Annotated in this window: 17 protein-coding genes and 2 rRNA genes (1 of these 19 cut by a window edge); all 19 read left to right on the forward strand. The window is 71.1% G+C overall.

Annotated features, from left to right (window positions below; all coding sequences use genetic code 11):
- Nucleotides 1-685, forward strand: a 23S ribosomal RNA gene (locus tag BJ992_RS09260) (it extends 2,439 nt beyond the left edge of the window).
- A 122-nt stretch (nucleotides 686-807) separates the two neighbouring features.
- Nucleotides 808-924, forward strand: a 5S ribosomal RNA gene (gene rrf, locus BJ992_RS09265).
- Between the two features lie 730 nt (nucleotides 925-1,654).
- Nucleotides 1,655-2,974 (forward strand): glutamate ligase domain-containing protein, encoded by a 1,320-nt coding sequence (locus BJ992_RS09270; protein WP_184979500.1) that lies wholly within the window; start codon nucleotides 1,655-1,657, stop codon nucleotides 2,972-2,974.
- Between the two features lie 293 nt (nucleotides 2,975-3,267).
- Nucleotides 3,268-3,603: a DUF4233 domain-containing protein gene (locus BJ992_RS09275; protein ID WP_221474734.1), complete on the forward strand. Its 336-nt coding sequence runs from the start codon at nucleotides 3,268-3,270 to the stop codon at nucleotides 3,601-3,603.
- Between the two features lie 17 nt (nucleotides 3,604-3,620).
- The gene (locus tag BJ992_RS09280) at nucleotides 3,621-5,432 is read left to right on the forward strand and encodes a hypothetical protein (RefSeq protein WP_184979502.1); all 1,812 of its coding nucleotides are present in this window, start codon (nucleotides 3,621-3,623) and stop codon (nucleotides 5,430-5,432) included.
- A 72-nt stretch (nucleotides 5,433-5,504) separates the two neighbouring features.
- The gene (ndk, locus tag BJ992_RS09285) at nucleotides 5,505-5,915 is read left to right on the forward strand and encodes a nucleoside-diphosphate kinase (RefSeq protein ID WP_343072567.1); all 411 of its coding nucleotides are present in this window, start codon (nucleotides 5,505-5,507) and stop codon (nucleotides 5,913-5,915) included.
- A 340-nt stretch (nucleotides 5,916-6,255) separates the two neighbouring features.
- On the forward strand, nucleotides 6,256-7,287 hold the full coding sequence (locus tag BJ992_RS09290; RefSeq protein ID WP_184979504.1) for a rod shape-determining protein: 1,032 nt from the start codon (nucleotides 6,256-6,258) through the stop codon (nucleotides 7,285-7,287).
- A 28-nt stretch (nucleotides 7,288-7,315) separates the two neighbouring features.
- Nucleotides 7,316-8,434, forward strand: a complete 1,119-nt coding sequence (mreC, locus tag BJ992_RS09295) for a rod shape-determining protein MreC (protein ID WP_184979506.1) — start codon at nucleotides 7,316-7,318, stop codon at nucleotides 8,432-8,434.
- A gap of 21 nt (nucleotides 8,435-8,455) precedes the next feature.
- Nucleotides 8,456-8,983 carry a rod shape-determining protein MreD gene (mreD, locus tag BJ992_RS09300; RefSeq protein ID WP_184979508.1) on the forward strand — a complete coding sequence of 176 codons (528 nt, stop codon included), beginning with the start codon at nucleotides 8,456-8,458 and terminating at the stop codon, nucleotides 8,981-8,983.
- Complete coding sequence (mrdA, locus tag BJ992_RS09305) at nucleotides 8,980-11,028, forward strand: penicillin-binding protein 2 (protein WP_184979510.1); 2,049 nt, start codon at nucleotides 8,980-8,982, stop codon at nucleotides 11,026-11,028. The genes mreD and mrdA overlap by 4 nt, the downstream gene beginning before the upstream one ends.
- 44 nt (nucleotides 11,029-11,072) lie before the next feature.
- Nucleotides 11,073-12,188 (forward strand): rod shape-determining protein RodA, encoded by a 1,116-nt coding sequence (rodA, locus tag BJ992_RS09310; protein WP_184987788.1) that lies wholly within the window; start codon nucleotides 11,073-11,075, stop codon nucleotides 12,186-12,188.
- 69 nt (nucleotides 12,189-12,257) lie between these two features.
- Nucleotides 12,258-14,180 carry a TIGR03960 family B12-binding radical SAM protein gene (locus tag BJ992_RS09315; protein WP_184979512.1) on the forward strand — a complete coding sequence of 641 codons (1,923 nt, stop codon included), beginning with the start codon at nucleotides 12,258-12,260 and terminating at the stop codon, nucleotides 14,178-14,180.
- A gap of 198 nt (nucleotides 14,181-14,378) precedes the next feature.
- Nucleotides 14,379-15,152, forward strand: a complete 774-nt coding sequence (locus BJ992_RS09320) for a TIGR03936 family radical SAM-associated protein (RefSeq protein ID WP_343072569.1) — start codon at nucleotides 14,379-14,381, stop codon at nucleotides 15,150-15,152.
- Nucleotides 15,153-15,254: 102 nt separating this feature from the next.
- Nucleotides 15,255-18,269, forward strand: coding sequence for an Rne/Rng family ribonuclease (locus BJ992_RS09325; protein ID WP_184979514.1), 3,015 nt, complete (start codon nucleotides 15,255-15,257; stop codon nucleotides 18,267-18,269).
- A gap of 188 nt (nucleotides 18,270-18,457) precedes the next feature.
- On the forward strand, nucleotides 18,458-18,772 hold the full coding sequence (gene rplU / locus BJ992_RS09330) for a 50S ribosomal protein L21 (RefSeq protein ID WP_184979516.1): 315 nt from the start codon (nucleotides 18,458-18,460) through the stop codon (nucleotides 18,770-18,772).
- A 12-nt stretch (nucleotides 18,773-18,784) separates the two neighbouring features.
- Nucleotides 18,785-19,042, forward strand: a complete 258-nt coding sequence (rpmA, locus tag BJ992_RS09335) for a 50S ribosomal protein L27 (protein ID WP_184979518.1) — start codon at nucleotides 18,785-18,787, stop codon at nucleotides 19,040-19,042.
- A gap of 142 nt (nucleotides 19,043-19,184) precedes the next feature.
- Entirely contained in the window at nucleotides 19,185-20,537 is a 1,353-nt protein-coding gene (obgE, locus tag BJ992_RS09340) for a GTPase ObgE (RefSeq protein WP_184979520.1), read from the forward strand.
- Nucleotides 20,538-20,570: 33 nt separating this feature from the next.
- Nucleotides 20,571-21,728, forward strand: coding sequence for a glutamate 5-kinase (gene proB, locus BJ992_RS09345; RefSeq protein ID WP_184979522.1), 1,158 nt, complete (start codon nucleotides 20,571-20,573; stop codon nucleotides 21,726-21,728).
- Nucleotides 21,721-23,031, forward strand: a complete 1,311-nt coding sequence (locus BJ992_RS09350) for a glutamate-5-semialdehyde dehydrogenase (RefSeq protein ID WP_184979523.1) — start codon at nucleotides 21,721-21,723, stop codon at nucleotides 23,029-23,031. The genes proB and BJ992_RS09350 overlap by 8 nt, the downstream gene beginning before the upstream one ends.
- Nucleotides 23,032-23,153 lie beyond the last annotated feature (122 nt).

Consider the following 23,153-nt stretch of genomic DNA (forward strand, 5'->3'; position numbering starts at 1 on the left):
GGGTGGGGGACAGTGTCTGGTGGGTAGTTTAACTGGGGCGGTTGCCTCCTAAAGAGTAACGGAGGCGCCCAAAGGTTCCCTCAGCCTGGTTGGCAATCAGGTGGTGAGTGTAAGTGCACAAGGGGGCTTGACTGTGAGACCGACGGGTCGAGCAGGAGCGAAAGCTGGGACTAGTGATCCGGCGCCGGCGTGTGGAAGCGGTGTCGCTCAACGGCTAAAAGGTACCCCGGGGATAACAGGCTGATCTTCCCCAAGAGTCCATATCGACGGGATGGTTTGGCACCTCGATGTCGGCTCGTCGCATCCTGGGGCTGGAGTAGGTCCCAAGGGTTGGGCTGTTCGCCCATTAAAGCGGTACGCGAGCTGGGTTTAGAACGTCGCGAGACAGTTCGGTCCCTATCCGCTGCGCGCGCAGGAGACTTGAAAGGAGCTGTCCCTAGTACGAGAGGACCGGGACGGACGAACCTCTGGTGTGCCAGTTGTACCGCCAGGTGCATGGCTGGTTGGCTACGTTCGGCAGGGATAACCGCTGAAAGCATCTAAGCGGGAAGCTCGCCTTGAGATGAGGTCTCCCACCCCGTTGTGGGGGTAAGGCTCCCAGGAGATGACTGGGTTGATAGGCCGGAGGTGTACACGCTGTAAGGCGCCCAGCCGACCGGTACTAATAGGCCGAGGACTTGACCACAAAACTTTTATCCGACCTTGCATGCTGCAGTTGCTGTGTGTGTGTTTGGTTGGGTGATGCTCGCGTCCACTGTGTGACTCAGAGACAACAAACCCGTTCCGCGGGTGGTTGTTTCATGGGGTTACGGCGGTCATAGCGGATGGGAAACACCCGGTTACATTCCGAACCCGGAAGTTAAGCTGTCCAGCGCCGATGGTACTGCACCGGGGACGGTGTGGGAGAGTAGGACACCGCCGGACAAACATTCACAGCACACTGCTGCTGTCACGAAAAGCCGCCCAGGCACTGCCTGGGCGGCTTTTCGCGTTTCCGGGGGGATCCGCTTTGTGCCGGGTTTCCCGCGCGGGCTGTGGGGGTTGTCCTGCCGGCGATGCTGGTGGGGGGAGGGGGGGAGGGGTGGCGGCGTTGGTGTAGTGCCGGCGTTGGTGTGGGGGTGGTTGCCGGGGGCTGGCCGCTCGCGGAGGTGTGGGGTGGCCGGCGTGGGCCGGTTGGCCGTCGTAGGGTGGCGCCGGGTTCGCCGACCTGCGTCCCGCCGTCGCGGCGCCGAACAACGGCGGTCATCGTGATGGACGACTGAGACGGCGGCCGTCGAGGACGACTGAGACGGCGGCCGTCGAGGACGGCTGAGACAGCGGCCGTCGAGAAGAAGTCGGTCAGGGGTGCGGTTTAGTCGGTGTCGAGAAGAAGTCGGCAGGGGTGCGGTCTGGTCGGTGTCGAGAAGAAGTCGGCTGAGGTGCGGTCTGGTCGGTGTCGAGAAGGAGGTCGGCAGGGGAGCGGTGTCGAGAAGTCGGTCAGTGAAGTCGGCTGGGGTGCGGTTCGGTCAGTGTCGAGAAGGAGATCGGGAGGGGAGCGGTTCGGTCGGAGTCGTGGGGGAGTGTAGGGGAATCGGCGGGGGAGTGTCGGTGGGGGGGACTTGCGGGGGGTGGAGGTCGTGGAGTGGTTGGGGGGGTGGGTCAGTAGGCTTCGGGGGTGGAGTACTTGGGGGTTGAGAAGGCGATCTTGCGGCGGGGTGTGGAGTGGGACATCGATCCGACTCTTGACCGGATCAATCAGTTGATGGATCTGCTGGGGCAGCCGCAGCGTGCGTATCCCGTTGTGCACATCACGGGGACGAACGGGAAGTCCAGTACGGCGCGGATGGTGGACACGCTGCTGCGGGAGCGGAACCTGCGGGTGGGGCGGTTCACCAGTCCGCATCTGACGTCCATGCGGGAGAGGATCACCGTGGACGGGAAGCCGCTCAGTGAGGAGCGGTTCGTCCAGGTCTACGAGGACGTGCTGCCGTATCTGGAGCTGGTCGACCAGCGGCACGGCCGCCTGTCGTTCTTCGAGACGTTGACGGCCATGGCGTACGCGGCGTTCGCGGACGCGCCGGTGGACGTCGCGGTGGTCGAGGTCGGGATGGGTGGGACGTGGGATTCCACCAATGTGGCGGACGGGACGGTGGCGGTGGTGACGCCGATCTCGCTCGACCACACGGCGTACCTCGGGCCGGACATCGACGCCATCGCGCGGGAGAAGGCGGGGATCATCAAGCCGGGGGCCACGGCGGTGCTGGCGCAGCAGCCGGTGGAGGCGGCGGAGGTGCTCCTGCGGCGTGTCGCGGAGGTCGGGGCCACGGTCGCGCGTGAAGGTCTCGAGTTCGGGGTCCTGCAGCGCGGAGGGGCCATGGGGGGGCAGATGCTGCGGCTGCAGGGGCTCAAGGGGGTGTACGACGAGGTGTTCCTGCCGCTGTACGGGGACCATCAGGCGGGGAACGCGGCATGTGCTCTGGCCGCGGTCGAGATGCTGACGGCCGGGGACGAGCCGCTGGACGCCGATCTGGTGCGCAACGCGTTCGCGCAGGTGTCGTCGCCGGGACGTCTCGAGGTCGTGCGGCGCGGGCCGACCGTGCTGGTTGACGCGGCGCACAATCCGGGGGCCGCCGAGTCGGTCGTCGAGGCGATCGACGAGTCGTTCGGGTTCTCCCGGCTCATCGGGGTCGTCGCCGTCATGGCGGACAAGGACGTCGCCGGCGTGCTGGAACGACTTGAGCCGATCATGACGGAGGTCGTCGTGACCCGTAACTCCTCGCCTCGTTCGATGGAGGTGGACGAGCTGCGGTCGCTCGCCGAGGACATCTTCGGCACCGAGCGCGTCCACGTCGCGGCGCGCCTCGACGACGCGATCGACATGGCGATCGGTCTGGCCGAGGAGGCGGGGGAGTTCAGCGGCACCGGCGTCCTGATCACCGGTTCGGTGGTCACCGCGGGGGACGCGCGCACTCTGCTGCGCGCGGAGTCCGAATGAGGCATGGCGCGGTGACGGGTGGAGACTCGATGAGCATCACTGCCGTGTCGGAGGGGTGCCGCTTGCGTGCGGAGTCCGAGTGAGGTGCGGCGCGGTGGCGGGAGGAGACGCGATGAGCATTACTGTCATGCCGGAGATGCGCTGGTTGCATGTGGAGTTCGAGTGACGTACGTGGCGTGGTGGCGGACGAGGCTTGAGGAGCATCGTCCGGATGCCGGTCGTGGGTCGGTTGTGCGTGGAGTCGGTGTGACGTGCGGCGTGACGTGCGGTCCGGTGGCGGAGGAGGTGGCCCGATGAACATCACTGTGACGCCGGGGATGCGGCGGTTGTGTGCGAGTGTGCTCGGCATGGAGGCGATCGTGCTCGGGCTGGTGACACCGGTGGCGATCATGGTGAACAAGGTGGAGCCGGCGATCGCCGTCACGGTGGGGCTTGGGCTCGCGGTGCTGTGTGTGGTGGTCGCGGGGCTGCTGAAGCGGCCGTTCGCGTATGTGGCGGGGAGCGTTCTGCAGGTGCTGGCGATCGCCACCGGGTTCCTTGTGCCGATCATGTTCTTCCTGGGAGTGATCTTCGCCGCGTTGTGGATTACCGCGATATTCGTCGCTCGTCGTGTCGAGGGCGTGACTTAGCGCTAAAGTCGGCTGGTATGGCCGTTCCCCCCGCTCCATCAGTGCCGGCGGCGAGGCTCGCCGGGTTCGCCAGGGTCAATCGCCTGCCGTTCGCGGCCGACGTGGTCGTCGGTCTGCTGGCCGTCATCGGGCTCCCCTTGGCGATCGTCGCCATCCCCAACACGATCTCCGTGGTGTCCGCCCTGCTGCCTCCGGGCCTCGCGGGGGTCGGCATCCTGCGGGCCCATGGGCTCGCCCTTCCTGTCATGTTGTGCGTCGTGCCGCTGGCCGGCGCCGCGCTGCGCCGGTTCCGTCCCGCGCCGCTGGTGCTCGCCGGTCTCGCGATGCTGGCCGCGGCCGACCTCGCCGGTGGCTTCGCCGGCTCGGCGTTCGAGGTGGGGGCCCTGCGTGCCATGCACGGCGCCGGCGCGGGGCTCCTCGTCCCCGCGACGTTCGCGGCGGCGTGGGAGCGGCCTCGGGCCGCGCGGCGCGTCCTGGTGCCGCTGTGGGCCGCGGCGTTGTGCGCGAGCCTGCTCGCGGCGCAGGCGCTGGCGTTGTGGCCGCTGGCCGACGTGACGTCGTGGCGCGTGACGCTCCAGCCGTACCCACTGCTGACCGGTGTGGCGCTCGCCGTCGCCGCCGTCCATCTGGCGGTGTCGCGTCGCGGTGAGGCCGGGTCCTCGGCGGCCATCCGGTGGCCGGCGGCGGGACGGAGGGCTCTGGTGCTCACGGCCGGGCCGTCGGCGGGGGTCGCGGCGCTGGCGGTCGGCACGACCTTCAACTGGCCGTCCGAGCTGATCCTGGTGGCGGCCGCCGTCGCCGTCGTCTCGCTGCCCGCCATGGCGTGCGTACGGCAGGCCGGGGGCTCCGAGGAGCGCATGGCCGCTCTTGTCATGATCGCCGTCGGCCTGGTCGTGCTGCCCACCGCGGCCCAGGTGACCTACGTCGAGCTCGGTGGTCTCGGCGGGCCGGGGCTGTCCGGGCTGTGGGCCGCGTTCGCCTTGGCCGCGCTCGCGGCGTTCGCCGCCGCCTTTGCCGCTGTCCGCTTCATCACGGCACGCTCCCGTGTCGCCGTCACGTCGACCGGCGCGGTCGATCCGTCCGCGAAGTTTCCCGGCCCCGCGGCGCTCGAAGGCGCCGCCGCGGCGCGGTCGTCCGCGAGCGGGCCGTCACACCGGGATGTCGGTGACGACCCGGTGCCGCTGGACGGCACGGCGTCCGGCCTCGGAGCCGATGGCGGCGCGCAGAGCCGTGCGGTGGACGGGCCGGTGGCGAGGCTCGTGGCGGCCGGGCTGGTCGCGGTGGTCGCCGGGTTGTGCGGCATACGGCTGCTCGTGCCGTCGGCGACCGGGCTCCCGCTGGTCGTGCCGCTGGTGCTGCTGGCCGCCGGGGCCGCGGTCGCGGTGAGTGCCGCCGTGCTGCTCGCGGGCCCTCATGCGGGGCTGTTCGGCCTGTCGTTGTGCTTCCCCGCCGTGCTCAGTGGCTTCCTGCTCGGCACCGGCATCCAGGTGGGGTGGCTGCGCGCGATCAGCGCCTCCGGCACGGTCACGTCCCAGGCCATGGTGGACGGTTTCGTCGGCGCCTTGCACGTCTGGGCTCTGGTCGCGGGTTTCGTCGTCGTGGCCATCCTGGTGCTCGGCGCTCTTCTGCGCCGCCGCGACCCGGCCCCCCGGCCGGCGCCTCCGTCCCCGGACCCCATCCCCTCCTCCACCGCCGGCGCGCACATCGCGCGCGCCGGGGACACGGTCGCGTTCCCGGCCGTCCCTCCCGGTTCGTCGCCTGCCGGCGGGGAGGACCCGCACGCAGACCCTCGTGGACATGAGGATGGGGTAGGCGGCGGGGGCCGGTAGGCTGCGGGCAGGCTTCCCCTTTCGCCGTGGGCCCCTGCCGGGGTGGCGATCAGTTGACTTAAGGAGATTCTCGTGTCCGAGCGCACGCTTGTCCTGATCAAGCCCGACGGTGTCCGCCGTGGGCTCATCGGGGACGTGATCGCCCGAGTCGAGCGCAAGGGCCTCAAGGTCGTCGCCCTGGAGCTGCGCACACTGGACGCGGAGACCGCCAAGGCGCACTACGCCGAGCACTCCGAGAGGCCGTTCTTCGGGGAGCTCGTGTCGTTCATCACCTCCGGCCCGCTGGTGGCCCTGGTCCTGGAGGGCCCGCGCGCGATCGAGGCGTTCCGTGCGCTGGCCGGGGCCACCGACCCGGTGAAGTCCGCTCCCGGCACCATCCGCGGCGACCACGCGCTGGAGATCGGCGAGAACGTCGTCCACGGCTCCGACTCGCCCGAGTCCGCCGCGCGCGAGATCAAGATCTTCTTTCCGGACCGCTTCTGAGCGATTCCACGACGGCCCCGGTGTGCTGACGCACCCGGGGCCGCGTGCTGTGTTCGCCCGGCCTTCCAGGCGTCGTGGGGCTTCGCCGGCACGGTGTTCGTCCGGTCGTCCCGGGGTGGCGTGACACGGTGACGCCAGCGGGAGACGGCGGCGTTTTCGCTGGTGGAGGCGGGGAAGCGATCGTTCAGGGCCCGGTTGTGCGGGTGGGTTTGAGTGTCGGGTGGGGCAAGATTTTCCCCGGGCTGGCGGCTCGTTGCCCTCAGGAGTGGGTACGTCACGTTACGATTCGAATGCGAATCGTAATCTCTCGCGACTCACCTGAAGGAAGGTTTCCTTCCCCATGGGCAGCAAGCTGGCGTTCCTCGGCCGTGACATGGCCGTCGACCTGGGCACGGCCAACACGTTGGTCTACGTGCGCGGGCGCGGCATCGTGCTCAACGAGCCGTCGGTGGTGGCCATCAACACCACCACGGGCAAGATCGTCGCGGTTGGCATCGAGGCCAAGAGGATGATTGGCCGGACGCCTGGGAACATCGTGGCGATCCGTCCGCTCAAGGACGGCGTGATCGCCGACTTCGACGTGACCGAGCGCATGCTGCGCTATTTCATCCAGCGGGTGCACAAGCGGCGTCACTTCGCGAAGCCTCGCATCATCGTGGCGGTGCCGAGCGGCATCACCGGCGTGGAGCAGCGCGCGGTGAAGGAAGCCGGTTACCAGGCGGGTGCGCGGCGGGTGTACATCATCGAGGAGCCGATGGCGGCGGCGATCGGCGCGCGGCTGCCGGTGCACGAGCCGACGGGCAACATGGTGGTCGACATCGGCGGCGGCACCACCGAGGTGGCGATCATCTCGATGGGTGGCATCGTGACCAGCCAGTCCATCAGGGTGGGTGGTGACGAGCTGGACCACGCGATCATGGCGTTCGCCAAGAAGGAGTACTCCCTGATGCTCGGGGAGCGCACCGCCGAGGAAATCAAGATCGCCATCGGCTCGGCGTGCTCCACCGGTGACGACCGCCACGCCGAGATCCGGGGCCGTGACCTCGTCAGCGGCCTGCCGAAGACCGTGGTGGTCTCGGCGGACGAGATCCGCCGCGCCACCGAGGAGCCGCTCAAGCTGATCATCGACGCGGTGAAGACCACTTTGGACAAGTGTCCTCCCGAGCTGTCCGGCGACCTGATGGACCGAGGTGTCGCGCTGACCGGCGGCGGTGCGCTGCTGCGCGGCATGGACGACCGTCTGCGTGACGAGACCGGCATGCCGATCCATCTGGTGGAGAACGCTCTGGACTCGGTGGCGCTCGGCTCGGGCAAGTGTGTCGAGGAGTTCGAGGTGCTGCAGCAGGTGCTGGTGCCGGAACCGAGACATTGACCGGCGCGCCGAGGAAGCGACGACCCCGATGAGGGACACCCGCCGTGCGCGGACCACCCTTGGCCTGCTGCTGGCCGCGTCACTCGTCCTGATCACGATCGACCACCGGCAGCGGGGTGATTCGCTGTTCGATCCGTTCCGTTCGGCCGGCGCGTCGGTGTTCGGCTGGGCCGAGCAGGCGGGTACGGCGGTCGCGCGGCCGGTCGGCGAGTTCGTCTCGACGTTCGCCTCGGCGCCGGACGCCGAGCGCCGCATCGCGCGGCTGCGCGCCGAGAACGCCAGGTTGCGTGGTGAGCTGACCGCGCGGGGCCTGGACCGCCGCCGGTCGGCCGAGCTGTCGGCGATGCTCGGCCTGTCGGGCCTCGGCAGGTTCCGCGTGGTGCCGGCCGAGGTGATCGCGCGGCGCGGGGTGCCGGGGTTCGAGGACACCGTCGAGATCGACGCCGGTTCGGTGGACGGTGTGCGGGCCGAGATGACCGTGCTGAACGGCGACGGGCTGGTGGGCCGTGTGGTGCGCGCGGGCCCGTCCACCTCGACCGTGGTGCTGCTCACCGACCCGGCGTCATCGGTGGGGGCACGGGTGGAGCAGGGCAACAAGGTGGGTCTGGTCTCGGGGCTCGGCCCGTCGGCCGACGGCCGGTTCGTGCGGTTCCGCCTGCTGGACGCGGTGTCGTCCCTGACCACCGGCAGCCGCATCGTGACCTTCGGTTCCGAGCGCGGCACGCCGTACGTGCCGGGCCTGCCGATCGGCACGATCGAGCGGGTCGAGCCGACGCCTGGCGAGCTGACCCGCGTCGCCTACGCCACGCCGTTCGTGGACTTCGGCGCTCTCGACGTGGTCGGGGTCGTCGTCCAGGCCCCTGCTCGCGATCCCCGCGACGCTCTGCTGCCACCGGCGCCGGCGCGGAGACCCGCTCGTGCCGAGGCCCCGTCCCCGACCCCCGCGCCACCGCCGTCAGGGCCGCCACCGGCGGTGGGCCGGCGCGCCGACCCGTCCGGCCCACCGGAGGAACGGCGTCCCCGCCGTCGCGACACCACCCCGGGTGACGGCGAGGTCGTCGCTCCCGGCGAACGCGGCAACGCGCCTCCCGGCGACGGCGAAGGCGCCGCCGGCGACGGCCGGGGCCGGGACGGTGAGCGGGAATGAGCGAGCGAGAGGGGTGCGGTCATGAGGGGGGTCGCGGCGGTCCTGCTGGTGCCGGCGGTCATGGTCGTGCAGGTGAGCGTGATCAACAGGTTCGCGTTCCCCGGTGGTGGCGGGCCTGATCTCGTCCTGCTCGGCGTGGTGGCGCTGGCGGCCGTGCGGAGCGCGGCGGCCGGCGCGCTGATCGGTTTCCTCACCGGGGCGGTCGCCGACGTGCTGCCTCCCGCGGCGCACGTGATGGGGCAGTACGCGCTGGTGTTCTGCCTGGTGGGGTTCGCGGTGGGCCGCGCGGGGGAGCGGGCCCGCGGCGCGCTGGCGGCGACGGTGATCGTGGCGGTGATGGCGGCGCCGTTGCTCGCGGCCGGCGTCGGCGGGTTGCTCGGCGACCCACGGGTCGACTGGCCCGCGCCGCTTGAGGACTGGCCGTCGATGGTGGTGTACGACCTGGCGATCGTGGCGGCGGGCTTCTGGGTGGTGTCGCGGCGCGCGGGGGAGCGGCCGAGACGCCGGTCCGTGCCGACCGGGGCCTACCCGGTGCGGAGGCGGGTGTGAACCGGGTACGCGCCAGGCTGGTGGTGCTGCAGTTCCTGGTGATCACCCTGCTGGTGGTGCTGGGGCTGCGCCTGTGGCAGGTGCAGGTGGTGCGCGGACCGCAGTTCGTCGCCGCGGCCACCGAGACCCGCACCAGGGATGTGATCGTCCCGGCGGTCCGCGGCCCGATCCTGGACGCCAGAGGCCGTCCCCTGGTGCGCAACCGTTCCGCGCTGGTGGTGTCGGTGGACCGCGCCGAGCTCGAACGCATGCGTGACGGCGGCGCCGCCGTGCTCGGACGTCTCGCCACGGTGCTCGGCCGTCCGGTCAAGGAGCTGCGCCAGCGCATACGTCCCTGCGGCCCGCACGTGACCCGTCCCTGCTGGCCGGGGTCGTTGTACTCGCCGATCCCCATCGACGACAAGGTGTCCACCCGCCAGGCCCTGCAGATCCTGGAGCGCCAGGAGGACTTCCCCGGTGTGCACGCCGAGGTGCAGGCCGTCCGGGAGTACCCCCTCGGCGCCGGAGCCTCGCAGACGCTCGGCTACCTTCAGCCGGTCACCGAGGAGGAGCTGAAGAAGCGCTCCACGCTGAAGGCCAACTTCTCCGGTGTGGACCTCGTCGGCCGCGACGGCCTGGAGTACGTGTACGACGAGGAGTTGCGTGGCTCCTCCGGCCTGCGCCGCGTGCAGGTGGACCGCATGGGCAAGGTGCTCGGGGTCGAGCGCCAGACCTCCCCGGTCCCCGGCGCCATCTTGATCACCCACATGGACACCGGTGTGCAGAGGGCCGTCGACCAGGCGCTGGCCCACGCGATGAAGAACGCGCCGAAGGCCGACGGCGCCGCCGCTGTCGTGCTGGACGTGCGGACCGGCGGCGTCATCGCGCTCGGCAGCATGCCGACGTACGACCCGGCGGTGTGGGCCGGCGGCATCTCCGAGAAGGAGTACCGGAGTCTGCTGTCGGAGAAGGCCGGCCTGCCGCTGATCTCGCGCGCCACGCACGGCCAGTACGCACCCGGCTCGACCTTCAAGATCTCGTCGGTGTCGGCGATGGTCAGGGACGGCTACCCGCTGAAGGGCACCTACGACTGCCCCGGCGCCTACGACGTCGCGGGGACGTCGTTCCACAACTTCCACGGCATCGGCCTCGGCCCCATGAACCTCCACACCGCGCTGGTGAAGTCCTGCGACACGATCTTCTACCGCGCGGCGTACGAGATGTGGAAACGCGACGGCGGCGACAAACCGGTCCCCCATCCCAAGGAGCCGATGACCAACACCGCCAAGGCGTACGGCTTCGGCAGGCGCACCGGCATCGACCTGCCGGGGGAGGTGCCCGGCCGCATCCCCGGCAGGAACTGGAAGAAGGAGCAGTGGAAGGCCACCAAGGACCTGAGCTGCCTGCGCGCCAGGACCGGCTACCCCGAGGTGGCCAAGAAGGACCCGGGCCGGGCCGCCTACCTCAAGCGGCTGGCCAACGAGAACTGCCTGGAGGGTTTCGAGTGGCACGCCGCCGAGGCGGCCAACCTGTCCATCGGCCAGGGGGACGTGCTGGTCACACCGCTGCAGCTTGCCGTGGCGTACGCCGCGCTCGTCGGGGACGGCAGGTTGCGCAGCCCGCGGATCGCCAAGGCGATCGTCAGCCCCGACGGCACGCGGGTGCGCGAGGTCACGGCCCCGGTGACGGGCCGGCTGCCGGTGGACAAGGGGACACGTGACTACATCCGCAACGCGCTGAGTGAGGTGACGTCCGACGGCACCGCGGCGGGTGCGTTCGGCGGCTTCCCCATGAACGTCGTCAAGATCGGCGGCAAGACCGGCACGGCCGAGGTGTACGGCAAGGAGGACACCTCGTGGTTCGCGTCGTTCGCTCCGGCGGGTGACCCGCGGTTCGTGGTCGTCGTCACCGTCTCGCAGGGTGGTCAAGGCGCCATGGCCGCCGCGCCGGCGGCCCGCGAGATCTGGGAGGCCATCTACGGCATCAAGGGCAAGGCGGCGCTGCCTGGCGGCCGGCCCCCGGACCGGCTGCCGACGATCAACAGGGACGGGACGGTGGCCGAGTGAACCAGGCTCTCGCGCCGCAGGGTGACTCGTTGATCCAGCGGGCCATGGGTGCGCGGTCGGCGGTGTGGCGGCTGGACGGCGTGCTGCTCGTCGCCGTGCTCGCGCTGTCGGTGATCGGCACACTGCTGGTGTGGTCGTCCACCCGCACCTGGGCCGCGGGTGCGCCGACCGGCATGGTGAAGAAGCACATACTGAACCTGCTCATCGGCTGGGCCCTGTGCGGGCTCGCCGCCACGGCCGACCAGCGCAGGCTCCGGGTGTACGCGCCGGTGGTGTACGGCGTGTCGCTGCTCGGGCTGCTCGCGGTGATCACCCCGCTGGGGTCGACCGTCAACGGTTCACACTCGTGGATCCTGCTCGGCGGCGGCTTCGCGGTGCAGCCGTCGGAGCTGGCCAAACCGGCCCTCGTCCTGATGCTCGGCGCGCTGCTCGCCGAGCCCGCCGCGGGCTCGGACCGGCCCCGGCCGCTGGACCTGCTGCTCGGCCTGTTCGCCGCGGCCGTCCCGATGGGCCTGGTCATGCTCCAGCCGGACTTCGGCACCACCATGGTGCTCGCCGTCACCACCGGCGCGCTGATCATCTTCGCGGGCCTGCGTAAACGCTGGATCGTCGCGCTCGGCCTGCTGGCGCTGCTCGGGGGCCTCGCGGTCTGGTTCTTCGGCCTGCTCAAGCCGTACCAGATCGCGCGGTTCACCGCCTTCATCGACCCGGCCAACGATCCGCGCGGCGCCGGGTACAACAGCACACAGGCGCTGATCGCCATCGGGTCGGGTGAGCTGTTCGGCAAGGGGCTGTTCCACGGAGGTCAGACCACCGGCCGGTTCGTGCCGGAGCAGCACACCGACTTCATCTTCACCGTGGTGGGGGAGGAGTTCGGCTTCCTCGGCGCGTTCACCGTGGTCGCGCTGCTCGGCGTGGTGCTGTTGCGCGGGCTGCGCATCGCGCGCCACTGCGAGGACCGCTTCAGCGCGCTCATGGCCGGCGGCATCGTCTGCTGGTTCGCCTTCCAGACGTATGTGAACGTCGGCATGACCATCGGCATCATGCCGATCACCGGTGTGCCGCTGCCGTTCGTCTCCTACGGCGGCACGGCGACGTTCGCCAACATGATCGCCATCGGATTGCTCCAGGCCGTGCACGTCAGGGAACGGCGCTTCTGAGGGCCGGCAGGCGCCTCGCCGTGTCATGCCCGGTGCGAGGCGTGCTGAGCAGGAACTACCCTTGGACACATGTCTGTCGAGTCGCTGTTTCCCCGCCTGGAAGCGCTGCTGCCCCGGGTGCAGAAGCCCATCCAGTACGTCGGGGGTGAGCTCAATTCGACTGTCAGGGACTGGGACGAGGCGGACGTCCGCTGGGCCTTGATGTATCCGGACGCCTACGAGGTGGGCCTGCCCAACCAAGGCGTGCAGATCCTCTACGAGATCCTCAACGAGCTGCCCGCCACCCTGGCCGAGCGCACCTACGCCGTGTGGCCCGACCTTGAGGCGCTGATGCGCGAGCACGGCCTGCCGCAGTTCACCGTCGACGCGCACCGGCCGGTGCGCGCGTTCGACGTGCTCGGCGTGTCGTTCTCCACCGAGCTCGGCTACACCAACCTGCTGACCGCGCTCGACCTGGCCGGCATCCCGCTCGCGGCCGCCGACCGCGGCGAGGACGACCCGATCGTGCTGGCCGGCGGTCACGCGGCGTTCAACCCCGAGCCGATCGCCGACTTCCTGGACGCCGCGGTGCTCGGCGACGGCGAGCAGATCGCCATCGCGATCTCCGAGGTGATCCGCGAGTGGAAGGCCGAGGGCAGCCCCGGCGGCCGTGACGAGCTGCTCATGCGCCTCGCCTCCACCGGCGGGGTGTACGTCCCGAAGTTCTACGACGTCGAGTACCACCCCGACGGCCGCATCGCCAGGGTCGCGCCGAACCGGCCAGGTGTGCCGTGGCGGGTGCACAAGCACACCGTCATGGACCTCGACGAGTGGCCCTACCCGAAGAAGCCGCTGGTCCCGCTGGCCGAGACGGTGCACGAGCGGTTCAGTGTCGAGATCTTCCGCGGCTGCACCCGTGGCTGCCGGTTCTGCCAGGCCGGCATGATCACGCGGCCGGTGCGGGAGCGGTCGATCACCACGATCGGCGACATGGTCGAGGCCGGTGTGCGCGAGTCGGGGTTCAACGAGGTCGGCCTGCTGTCGCTGTCCAGCGCCGACCACTCCGAGATCGCCGACATCACCAAGGGCCTCGCCGACCGGTACGACGGCACCAACACCAGCCTGTCGCTGCCGTCGACGCGGGTCGACGCCTTCAACATCGACCTCGCGAACGAGCTGTCGCGCAACGGCCGCCGCTCGGGCCTGACGTTCGCCCCCGAAGGGGGTTCCGAGCGCATGCGCAAGGTCATCAACAAGATGGTCTCCGAGGACGACCTCATCCGCACCGTCACCGCGGCCTACGGCCAGGGGTGGCGCCAGGTGAAGCTGTACTTCATGTGCGGGCTGCCGACCGAGACCGACGAGGACGTGCTCGGCATCGCCGATCTCGCCAAGAAGGTCATCAAGGCGGGCCGTGAGGCCACCGGCACCCGTGACGTGCGCTGCACGGTGTCCATCGGCGGGTTCGTGCCGAAGCCGCACACCCCGTTCCAGTGGGCCGCGCAGACCGACCACGAGACCGTCGACGACCGCCTGGCGAAGCTCAGGAACGCGTTGCGCTCCGACAAGGAGTTCGGCAAGGCCATCGGGTACCGCTACCACGACGGCAAGCCGTCCATCGTCGAGGGCCTGCTGTCGCGGGGTGACCGCCGGGTCGGCGCGGTGATCAGGGCCGTCTGGGAGGACGGCGGCCGGTTCGACGGCTGGAGCGAGCACTTCTCCTACGACCGCTGGATGGCCTGCGCCGAGAAGGCGCTGGCCGGTCAGCCGGTCGACGTCGACTGGTACACCACCAGGGAGCGCGACGAGGTCGAGGTGCTGCCCTGGGACCACCTGGACGCCGGGCTGGACCGCGAGTGGCTGTGGCAGGACTGGCAGGACGCCGTCTCGGAGACCGAGGTCGAGGACTGCCGCTGGACCCCCTGCTACGACTGCGGCGTCTGCCCCACCATGGGGACCGAGATCCAGGTCGGCCCCACCGGCCGGAAGCTGCTCCCCCTGACCGTCGTCTGAGACACGACGCGGGGAAGCGCACACGGCCTGTCATCGTTGCATGCTGTAGAGCCGTCCCGCCGGGTGACCGGGGCCCGTCGTCACGAGCCCCGGCCGCCCCGGCGCCCCTATCCTGAGTAGGAGGTCAAGGGGACGGTACGACGGAGAAAGGACGATTAGCTGAAGAACCCTGTACCTGATGGGCCCCCGCCCGCGCCGGTGGTGCAGCGCCTCCGGGTGCGGTACGCCAAGCGCGGCAGGCTGCGGTTCACCAGTCACCGAGACATCTCGCGCGCCGTGGAGCGCGCGGTGCGCCGAGCCGGCATCCCCGTCGGCTTCAGCGCGGGGTTCACACCCCACCCGAAGATCTCATACGCGGGTGCCGCCCCCACCGGGGTGGCCAGCGAAGCGGAATATCTGGAGATCGGCGTCGTGTCGGCCTGCGTGCCCGACCGCGTCCGAGCCCAACTGGACTCCTCGTTGCCTCCGGGTCTCGACGTTCTCGACGTGGTCGAGGCGCGGGCCGGCAGCCTGGCCGACCGGCTGGAGTTCTCCGAGTGGGAGGTGCGCCTTCCCGGCGCCTCGGCGAGGGAGGCCGAGGTCGCGGTGAAGGAGTTCCTCACGCGGGACACGGTCGAGGTGGAACGCCTCACCAAAAAAGGAATGCGCCGTTTCGACGCCAGGCAGGCCGTGCACACCCTGACGGCGGGCGACGAGACGACGGTCACGGCGGACGGGGCCTCCGGCCCGCCGTGTGCGATACTGCGTATGGTCGTACGGCAGGTGACACCCGCCGTCCGGCCCGATGACGTGCTCACGGGTCTGCGTCTTGTCGCTGGTTTCGCGCCGCCGTCACCCCCTGAGGTGACCAGGCTGGCGCAGGGACCGCTCGACGCGCACACCGGTGGAACCGCCGACCCGCTCGACCTGGACCGCGACGTTCGCGGCGGCGAGACGGGGCCGGCTGTGCGGCACGTCGATGACCACAAATAGGACTTGGCGCCGGGCCCCGCGAGGCGGACCGGCGTACAGCGAGAGACGAGAGCTCCCGCGCGGCGCGGTGACGCGCCCGGGAGCTGACGGGAGAACGCCCGCATGCTCGACAACGAGCCCATCGTCGGGGCCGCCGGCCTCGGCGGGGATACAACGGAAAAGCAGGAGACCAAGACCCCGGTCCGGCGCCGCCGCGCGGCGAGCCGACCGGCGGGCCCGCCTCCGGAGGAGACGGAGCGCGCCGCCACCGCCGTGACCGGCACCGCCGACGGCGGCGGATCCGGAGCGGCGGACGGCGTCGCCGCCAGGACCGAAGCGACCGCCGACACCGGTGTCAGGACCGGTGCCGGCATCGGTACGGGTGACGCCGATGGTGGCACCGCCGACGCCGCGCCGGTGGCCGGCGAGACCGCGGAGGCGCCGGAGCCCGCCAAGCGGGTCACGCGCCGCCGTACGGCGGTCAAGGACGGTGAGGCGCCGGCGCGCCGCACCCGTGCCAGGAAGTCCGTCAAGGCGGACGCCGAGCCGGACGCCGCACCCGCGGCGCCGGTCGTCCCCGCGCAGGACACCCCGGCGGTCCAGCCGGACGACGCCGCGCAGGCACCGGTGACGGCCCCGGAGTTCCCCGCCGGTGAGTCCGTCACCGCTGCGCCGGAGGTCCCCGCGCAGGAGTCCGCTCCCGCCGCGCCGGCCCGCAGGCGGCGCAGCAGGAAGGCGGCCGTGGTCCCCGAGACCCCGGCGGCCCCCACGGAACGATCCACCACCCCCGAGGTCGCCGCCACCCCGGACGCCGCCGCGTCAGGCGCCGGCGTGCCCGGCCAGGAGACCGGGGACGCCGGGGACATCGCCGGGGACATCGCCGGGGACATCGCCGAGGTGCTCCCCGAGGAGGAGGCGCTGGACGACGAGCCCGCGGGTGAGGACGTCGTCGAGGAGCCCAAGGCCGGGTCGTCCGGCGGCGCGACGTCGCTGTTCGCCGACCCGTTCGGCCTGACGGCGCTGACCGAGCAGGTCGCGTCGCCGGCCGTCGCGTTCCAGGCTCCCGCCGCGGTGTTCCAGCCGATCTTCCAGGCCCCCGAGCCGCGTGCCGTCGTGCCGCCGGTCGTGCCGCCGCAGCCCCGCCGTGCCGAGGAGCAGCGGCAGGAGGAACGCGCCGAGGACGACGACCTCACCGAGGAGCCCGAGACCGCCGAGACGTCCGCCGAGGACGACGACCAGGACGACGCCGGTGGCCGTCGCCGCCGCCGTCGCAGGGGCGGCAGGGGCCGGGGCAAGGCCAGGGACGAGGCCGACGGCGACGAGAGCGGCGACGAGCCGGAGGCCGCGGAGGAGACCGCGGCCGAGGAGGAGCCGCAGGCCGAGGCCGCCGAGGACGACGACGAGGCCGGTGGTTCGCGCCGCCGCCGCCGGCGTCGCCGCCGCGGCACCGAGGACGCCGAGACCCACACCGACGACCCGCCGAACACGGTGGTGCGCATCCGCGCTCCCCGCGCCGGCCGTTCCACGTCGGTGGACGAGGTGCAGGGCTTCCGGGGCTCCACCCGCCTGGAGGCCAAGAAGCAGCGCCGCCGGGAGGGCCGCGAGCAGGGCCGCCGCCGGCCGCCGGTGATCACCGAGTCGGAGTTCCTCGCGCGCCGTGAGTCGGTGGAGCGGGTCATGGTGGTGCGCCGCCAGGGTGGCCGCACCCAGATCGCGGTGCTGGAGGACGGCGTGCTCGTGGAGCACTACGTCGACCGCGAGTCCAGCCAGTCGTACGTCGGCAACGTCTACCTCGGCAAGGTGCAGAACGTCCTGCCGTCGATGGAGGCCGCGTTCATCGACATCGGCAAGGGCCGCAACGCCGTGCTGTACGCCGGTGAGGTCAATTTCGACACCGCGGGCCTCGAAGGCCAGCCGAAGCGCATCGAGTCGGCGCTGAAGTCGGGCCAGTCGGTGCTCGTGCAGGTCACCAAGGACCCCATGGGTCACAAGGGTGCCAGGCTGACCAGCCAGATCAGCCTCCCGGGCCGTTACCTCGTGTACGTGCCGGACGGCTCGATGACCGGCATCAGCCGCAAGCTGCCGGACAAGGAGCGCAGCAGGCTCAAGGCCATCCTCAAGAAGGTCATGCCGGAGAACGCCGGCGTCATCGTGCGCACCGCCGCCGAGGGTGCGTCGGAGGACGAGCTGAGCCGCGACGTGGCACGCCTGTCGGCGCAGTGGGAGGCGATCCAGCGCAAGGCCAAGTCCGGCAGCCCGCCTGAGCTGCTGTCGTCCGAGCCGGACCTCACGGTCCGTGTGGTGCGCGACGTGTTCAACGAGGACTTCTCCTCGCTGGTGGTCTCCGGTGACGAGGTGTGGGGCACGGTGGACGAGTACGTCCGCTACGTCGCGCCGCATCTGGCCGACCGCCTCACCAAGTGGGAGGACGGCGACGTCTTCGCGGCGTACCGCATCGACGAGCAGATCGCCAAGGCGATGGAGCGCAAGGTGTGGCTGCCGAGCGGCGGCTCCCTGGTGATCGACCGCACCGAGGCGATGACCGTGGTGGACGTCAACACCGGCAAGTTCACCGGCCAGGGTGGCAACCTGGAGGAGACGGTCACCAAGAACAACCTGGAGGCCGCCGAGGAGATCGTGCGGCAGCTCCGGTTGCGTGACATCGGCGGCATCATCGTCGTCGACTTCATCGACATGGTGCTGGAGAGCAACCGCGACCTGGTGCTGCGGCGCATGCTGGAGTGCCTGGCGCGCGACCGCACCAAGCACCAGGTCGCCGAGGTGACCTCGCTCGGCCTGGTGCAGATGACGCGCAAGCGCGTGGGTCAGGGGCTGCTTGAGGCGTTCTCCACGCCGTGCGAGTGCTGCAACGGCCGCGGGCTGATCGTGTCCTCGGAGCCGGTCGACGGCAAGCCCGAGCCCCGCGGCACGCAGGGCAAGATGGCCGTCGAGAAGGCCGTGGCGGAGAAGCTCGAGAAGGCCGCCGAGCGGGTCAAGGAGGGTGTCGCCGCCGTCGCGGCGAGCGGCGAGGCCCTGCGCGACAGCGTGACCGGCGCGCTGACCGGCGAGGAGCCGCAGCCCGCACGCGCGCGGCGCCGGCCGAGGAAGGCCACCCGGCCGGCCGGACCGGCGGAGTGACAAGTCAGGCGCGCCTCGGCGTTCGGTTCGACCAGGAGTCCCGCGATCCGGTATTCTAGTCAACCGGTGCGTCCGAGGCGCGCCTGCTTCGCGCGCCTAGCCCGGTTCGCCGGTCGTGTCATCGACGAAGAGCCGGATGCGAGTGGCGCGGTGTTCGAGGAGCAATCAGCCAGAAGAAGGGTTCCGCGGTGTACGCGATCGTTCGTTGCGGCGGCAGGCAGCAGAAGGTCTCCGTCGGTGACGTCCTCGAGGTGGACAAGGTCGCCGGTGAGGTCGGCTCCACGGTGCAGCTGGCGCCGGTGCTCGTCGTCAACGACGGCGATGTGACCACCGACGCCACCAAGCTTGGCAGGTTCGAGATCACCGCCGAGATTCTCGGCGAGACCAAGGGCCCCAAGATCCGCATCCTCAAGTACAAGAACAAGACCGGTTACAAGAAGCGCCAGGGTCACCGCCAGCGGTACACCCAGGTGAAGGTGACCGGCATCAACCCCGGGAAGTAGTGGTAGCGAATCATGGCACACAAGAAGGGCGCCTCCTCCACCCGGAACGGCCGTGACTCCAATGCCCAGCGGCTCGGCGTCAAGCGTTTCGGTGGTCAGCTCGTCAACGCCGGCGAGATCATCGTCCGTCAGCGCGGCACCCACTTCCACCCCGGCGACAACGTCGGCCGCGGTGGCGACGACACGTTGTTCGCCCTGGTGGCCGGGCACGTGCAGTTCGGTAACAAGCGCGGCCGTCGTGCCGTGAGCATCGTCCCAGCCGCGGAGTAGATCCGCCGGCGGGGAGCACAGGGGCGAGCGAAGGGGCCGCAGGGCCTCAGAAGATCGTCGCATGAGGCGGATCGACGTCGATCGATCCGCCTCATCGTCGTTATGGGGGCCGTACCGGCCCGGAAGATCAGGAGTTCGGCGCGTGGCGGAGTTCGTGGACCGTGTGGTCCTGCAGGTGAAGGCCGGCGACGGGGGTCACGGCTGCGCGTCCATCCACCGGGAGAAGTTCAAGCCGCTCGGCGGCCCGGACGGCGGCAACGGCGGCCGCGGCGGGGACGTGATCCTGGAGGTCGATCCCAACACGTCCACGCTGCTCGACTACCACCACCGTCCGCACCGTAAGGCCACCAACGGCAAGCAGGGCATGGGGGCCAACCGGGACGGCGCCAACGGCCCCGACGTGGTGCTCAAGGTGCCGAACGGCACGGTCGTCAAGGACGCCAAGACCGGTGACGTCCTCGTGGACCTGATCGGCGCCGGCACCCGGTACGTCGTGGCGCAGGGTGGTCACGGCGGCCTCGGCAACGCCGCGCTGGCCTCGACCAAGCGCAAGGCCCCGGGGTTCGCGCTGCTCGGCGAGCCGGGGGACGAGTCCGACGTGGTGCTGGAGCTGAAGACCGTCGCCGACGTGGCGCTGGTCGGCTTCCCCAACGCCGGCAAGTCGTCGCTGATCGCCGCGCTCAGCGCGGCCCGTCCCAAGATCGCCGACTACCCGTTCACCACGCTGGTCCCGAACCTCGGTGTGGTCACCGCGGGGGAGACGGTGTTCACGGTCGCGGACGTGCCGGGGCTGATCCCCGGCGCGTCGGAGGGCAAGGGACTCGGCCACGAGTTCCTGCGCCACGTGGAGCGGTGCTCGACCATCGTGCACGTGCTGGACTGCGCCACCATCGAGCCGGGCCGTGACCCGCTGACCGACGTCGCGGTCATCGAGGCGGAGCTCGCCGCGTACGGCGAGCTGGAGGACCGGCCACGCCTGGTGGTGCTCAACAAGATCGACGTGCCGGACGCCAGGGAACTGGCCGACATGGTGCGGCCCATGCTGGAGGCGCAGGGCATGCAGGTCTTCGAGATCTCCGCGGCCACCCACGAGGGCCTGCGCGAGCTGTCGTTCGCGATGGCCGAGATGGTCCGCGCCGACCGCGCCGAGCGGCCGGTCGAGGAGCCGACGCGGATCGTCCTGCGGCCGAAGCAGCTCGGCGACGCCGGGTTCGCCGTGCGGCGGGTCGGTGACAACACCTTCCAGGTGACCGGCGAGAAGCCCGAACGCTGGATCAGGCAGACCGACTTCTCCAACGACGAGGCGGTGGGCTACCTCGCCGACCGCCTGGAGCGGCTCGGCATCGAGAAGGCCCTGGCCGAGGCCGGCGCCGGTGACGGCGCCGAGGTGATCATCGGCCCGATGGAGGGGGGCTACGTCTTCGACTGGCGGGCCTCCCTGGAGTCCGGCGTGGCCCACCAGGGGCCGCGCGGGTCCGACGACCGCCTCGGCTGAGGCCGCGAGCACAACGACCTGCTGCGAAGGGTGATGAACGTGGACAACGGCCGGGACCGGGTGGCCGCCGCCGCGCGTCTGGTGGTGAAGGTCGGGTCGTCGTCGCTGACCACCGCGAGCGGCACCATCGACAGCGACCGGGTGGACGCGCTCGTGGACGTGCTCGCCACGCGCGCGGCGACCGGCACGCAGCTCGTGCTCGTCTCCTCCGGCGCGATCGCCGCCGGCCTCGGCCCGCTCGGCCTGAGCGCGCGGCCCCGCGACCTCGCCACGCAGCAGGCCGCCGCCTCGGTCGGCCAGGGGGTGCTGGTGGCCCGCTACACCTCGTCGTTCGCCAGGTACGGCCTGCGGGTCGGCCAGGTGCTGCTCACCGCTGACGACATGATGCGCCGCTCCCATCACCGCAACGCGCAGCGCACGCTGATCCGGTTGCTCGAACTCGGCATCATGCCGGTGGTCAACGAGAACGACACCGTGGCGACCGACGAGATCCGCTTCGGCGACAACGACCGGCTGGCGGCCCTGGTGGCCCACCTGATCCGCGCCGACGCGCTGGTGCTGCTGTCCGACGTGGACGCGCTGTACGACGGCGACCCGCGCCGTCCCGGCGGGGCCAACCGCATCGAGCGGGTGCTCGGTCCCGCCGACCTCGCCGGGGTGGAGCTCGGCCGGTCCGGCAGGGTCGGGACCGGCGGCATGATCACCAAGGTGGAGGCCGCGCGCATCGCCACCGGCGCCGGGGTGCCGGTGGTGCTCACCGCCGCCGCGCACGCCGCGCAGGCACTCGCCGGGCTGGACGTCGGCACGTACTTCCACGCCGACGCGCGCCACCCCGGCACCCGCCTGCTGTGGCTGGCGCACGCCACCACCGGCCGGGGCCGCCTGCACCTGGACGACGGCGCGGTGGAGGCCGTGGTGCGGCGCCGCAAGTCGCTGCTGCCGGCCGGGGTCACCCTCGTCGAGGGAGACTTCACCGCCGGCGACCCCGTGGACCTGTACAGCCCGCTCGGCACGCCGGTCGCCAGGGGCCTGGTGAACTTCGACGCCGCCGAGATCCCCGAGCTGCTCGGCCGGTCCACCCGCGAGCTCGCCGCGACGCTCGGGCCCGAGTACGAACGCGAGCTGATCCACCGCGACGACATGGTCATACTGGAGCCCACGACCGAGAGCAGGAGCATGCGGCATGTCTGACGCCGACGACTTTCTGAAGGTGGCGAACGCCGGACGCGACGCGGCGGCCGTCCTCGCGCCGCTGCCGCGCGCCGCCAAGGACACCGCGCTGCACGCCGTCGCCGACGATCTGCTGGCCCGCGCCGCCGAGATCGTCGAGGCCAACGCCAGGGACGTCGAGGCCGCGCGGAGCGCCGGCACCCCCGACGCGATGATCGACCGGCTGCGCCTGGACGAGGCCCGCGTCGAGTCGATCGCGCGTGCCGTGCGCGACGTCGCCGAGCTGCCGGACCCTGTGGGTGAGGTCATCCGTGGCAGCACGCTGCCGAACGGCCTGGAGCTGCGGCAGCTCCGCGTGCCGCTCGGCGTCGTCGGCATCATCTACGAGGGCCGGCCCAACGTCACGGTGGACGCCGCGGCGCTGTGCCTCAAGAGCGGCAACGCCGCGCTGCTGCGCGGCTCGTCCTCGGCCTACCAGTCCAACACCGTGCTGGTGCGGGTCATGCAGGAGGCCCTCGCCGGCACCGAGGTGCCGGCGGAGGCCGTGCAGCTGGTCCCCGGCACCACCCGCGAGTCGGTCAAGCACCTCATGCGGGCCAGGGGCCTGGTGGACGTGCTGATCCCGCGAGGCGGCGCCTCGCTGATCAACTCGGTGGTCGAGGAGTCCACCGTGCCGGTGATCGAGACCGGGGTCGGCAACTGCCACGTGTACGTCGACGCGGACGCCGACCTGGAACTGGCCCTGGAGATCCTGGTGAACGCCAAGGCGCAGCGTCCGTCGGTGTGCAACGCCGCCGAGACGTTCCTGGTGCACGCGGCGGTGGCCGACGCGTTCGTGCCGATGGCGCTGACCCGGCTGGCCCGCGAAGGCGTCACGGTGCACGGCGACGAGCGCGTCGCGGCGTACGGCGGCCAGAGCACCGGCGTGACCGTGGTGCCCGCCACCGAGGAGGACTTCCGGCAGGAGTACCTGTCGCTGGACATCGCCGCCGCGGTGGTCGGCTCCCTGGAGGACGCCGTCGCGCACATCCGCCGGTACGGCTCGGCGCACACCGACGCCATCGTCACCCGCTCCCAGAAGGCCGCCAGGCGGTTCGTCTCGCTGGTCGACTCGGCCGCGGTCGCGGTGAACGCCTCCACCCGCTTCACCGACGGCGGCGAGTTCGGCTTCGGCGCCGAGATCGGCATCTCCACCCAGAAGCTGCACGCCAGAGGCCCCATGGGCCTGCCGGAGCTGACCTCCACCAAGTGGGTGTACACCGGCGAGGGCCACCTGCGCACCTCCGGCGGCACGGTGATCGCCACCGGCTCCGACGCGAGCTGACCCGGGTCGCGGCCCGCATCCGGCACGCCGGATGCGGGCCGCTTACCGGTGTGCCTAGGACAAGACACGCAAAACGCTACGGCGCGCCGCCGCGGTTCCCGGGCCGATCAGCGCTATGGTGG

Source organism: Sphaerisporangium rubeum (assembly GCF_014207705.1).
In the GTDB taxonomy this organism is placed as follows: Bacteria; Actinomycetota; Actinomycetes; order Streptosporangiales; family Streptosporangiaceae; genus Sphaerisporangium; species Sphaerisporangium rubeum.

Excerpts from the sequence above, each read along its gene's own strand:
- BJ992_RS09275 (WP_221474734.1), top strand. The coding sequence starts at position 3,268 with ATGAACATCACTGTGACGCCGGGGATGCGGCGGTTGTGTGCGAGTGTG.
- BJ992_RS09280 (WP_184979502.1), top strand. The coding sequence starts at position 3,621 with ATGGCCGTTCCCCCCGCTCCATCAGTGCCGGCGGCGAGGCTCGCCGGG.
- BJ992_RS09290 (WP_184979504.1), top strand. The coding sequence starts at position 6,256 with ATGGGCAGCAAGCTGGCGTTCCTCGGCCGTGACATGGCCGTCGACCTG.
- mreC (WP_184979506.1), top strand. The coding sequence starts at position 7,316 with ATGAGGGACACCCGCCGTGCGCGGACCACCCTTGGCCTGCTGCTGGCC.
- mreD (WP_184979508.1), top strand. The coding sequence starts at position 8,456 with ATGAGGGGGGTCGCGGCGGTCCTGCTGGTGCCGGCGGTCATGGTCGTG.
- rodA (WP_184987788.1), top strand. The coding sequence starts at position 11,073 with ATGGGTGCGCGGTCGGCGGTGTGGCGGCTGGACGGCGTGCTGCTCGTC.
- BJ992_RS09315 (WP_184979512.1), top strand. The coding sequence starts at position 12,258 with ATGTCTGTCGAGTCGCTGTTTCCCCGCCTGGAAGCGCTGCTGCCCCGG.
- BJ992_RS09325 (WP_184979514.1), top strand. The coding sequence starts at position 15,255 with ATGCTCGACAACGAGCCCATCGTCGGGGCCGCCGGCCTCGGCGGGGAT.
- rpmA (WP_184979518.1), top strand. The coding sequence starts at position 18,785 with ATGGCACACAAGAAGGGCGCCTCCTCCACCCGGAACGGCCGTGACTCC.
- proB (WP_184979522.1), top strand. The coding sequence starts at position 20,571 with ATGAACGTGGACAACGGCCGGGACCGGGTGGCCGCCGCCGCGCGTCTG.
- BJ992_RS09350 (WP_184979523.1), top strand. The coding sequence starts at position 21,721 with ATGTCTGACGCCGACGACTTTCTGAAGGTGGCGAACGCCGGACGCGAC.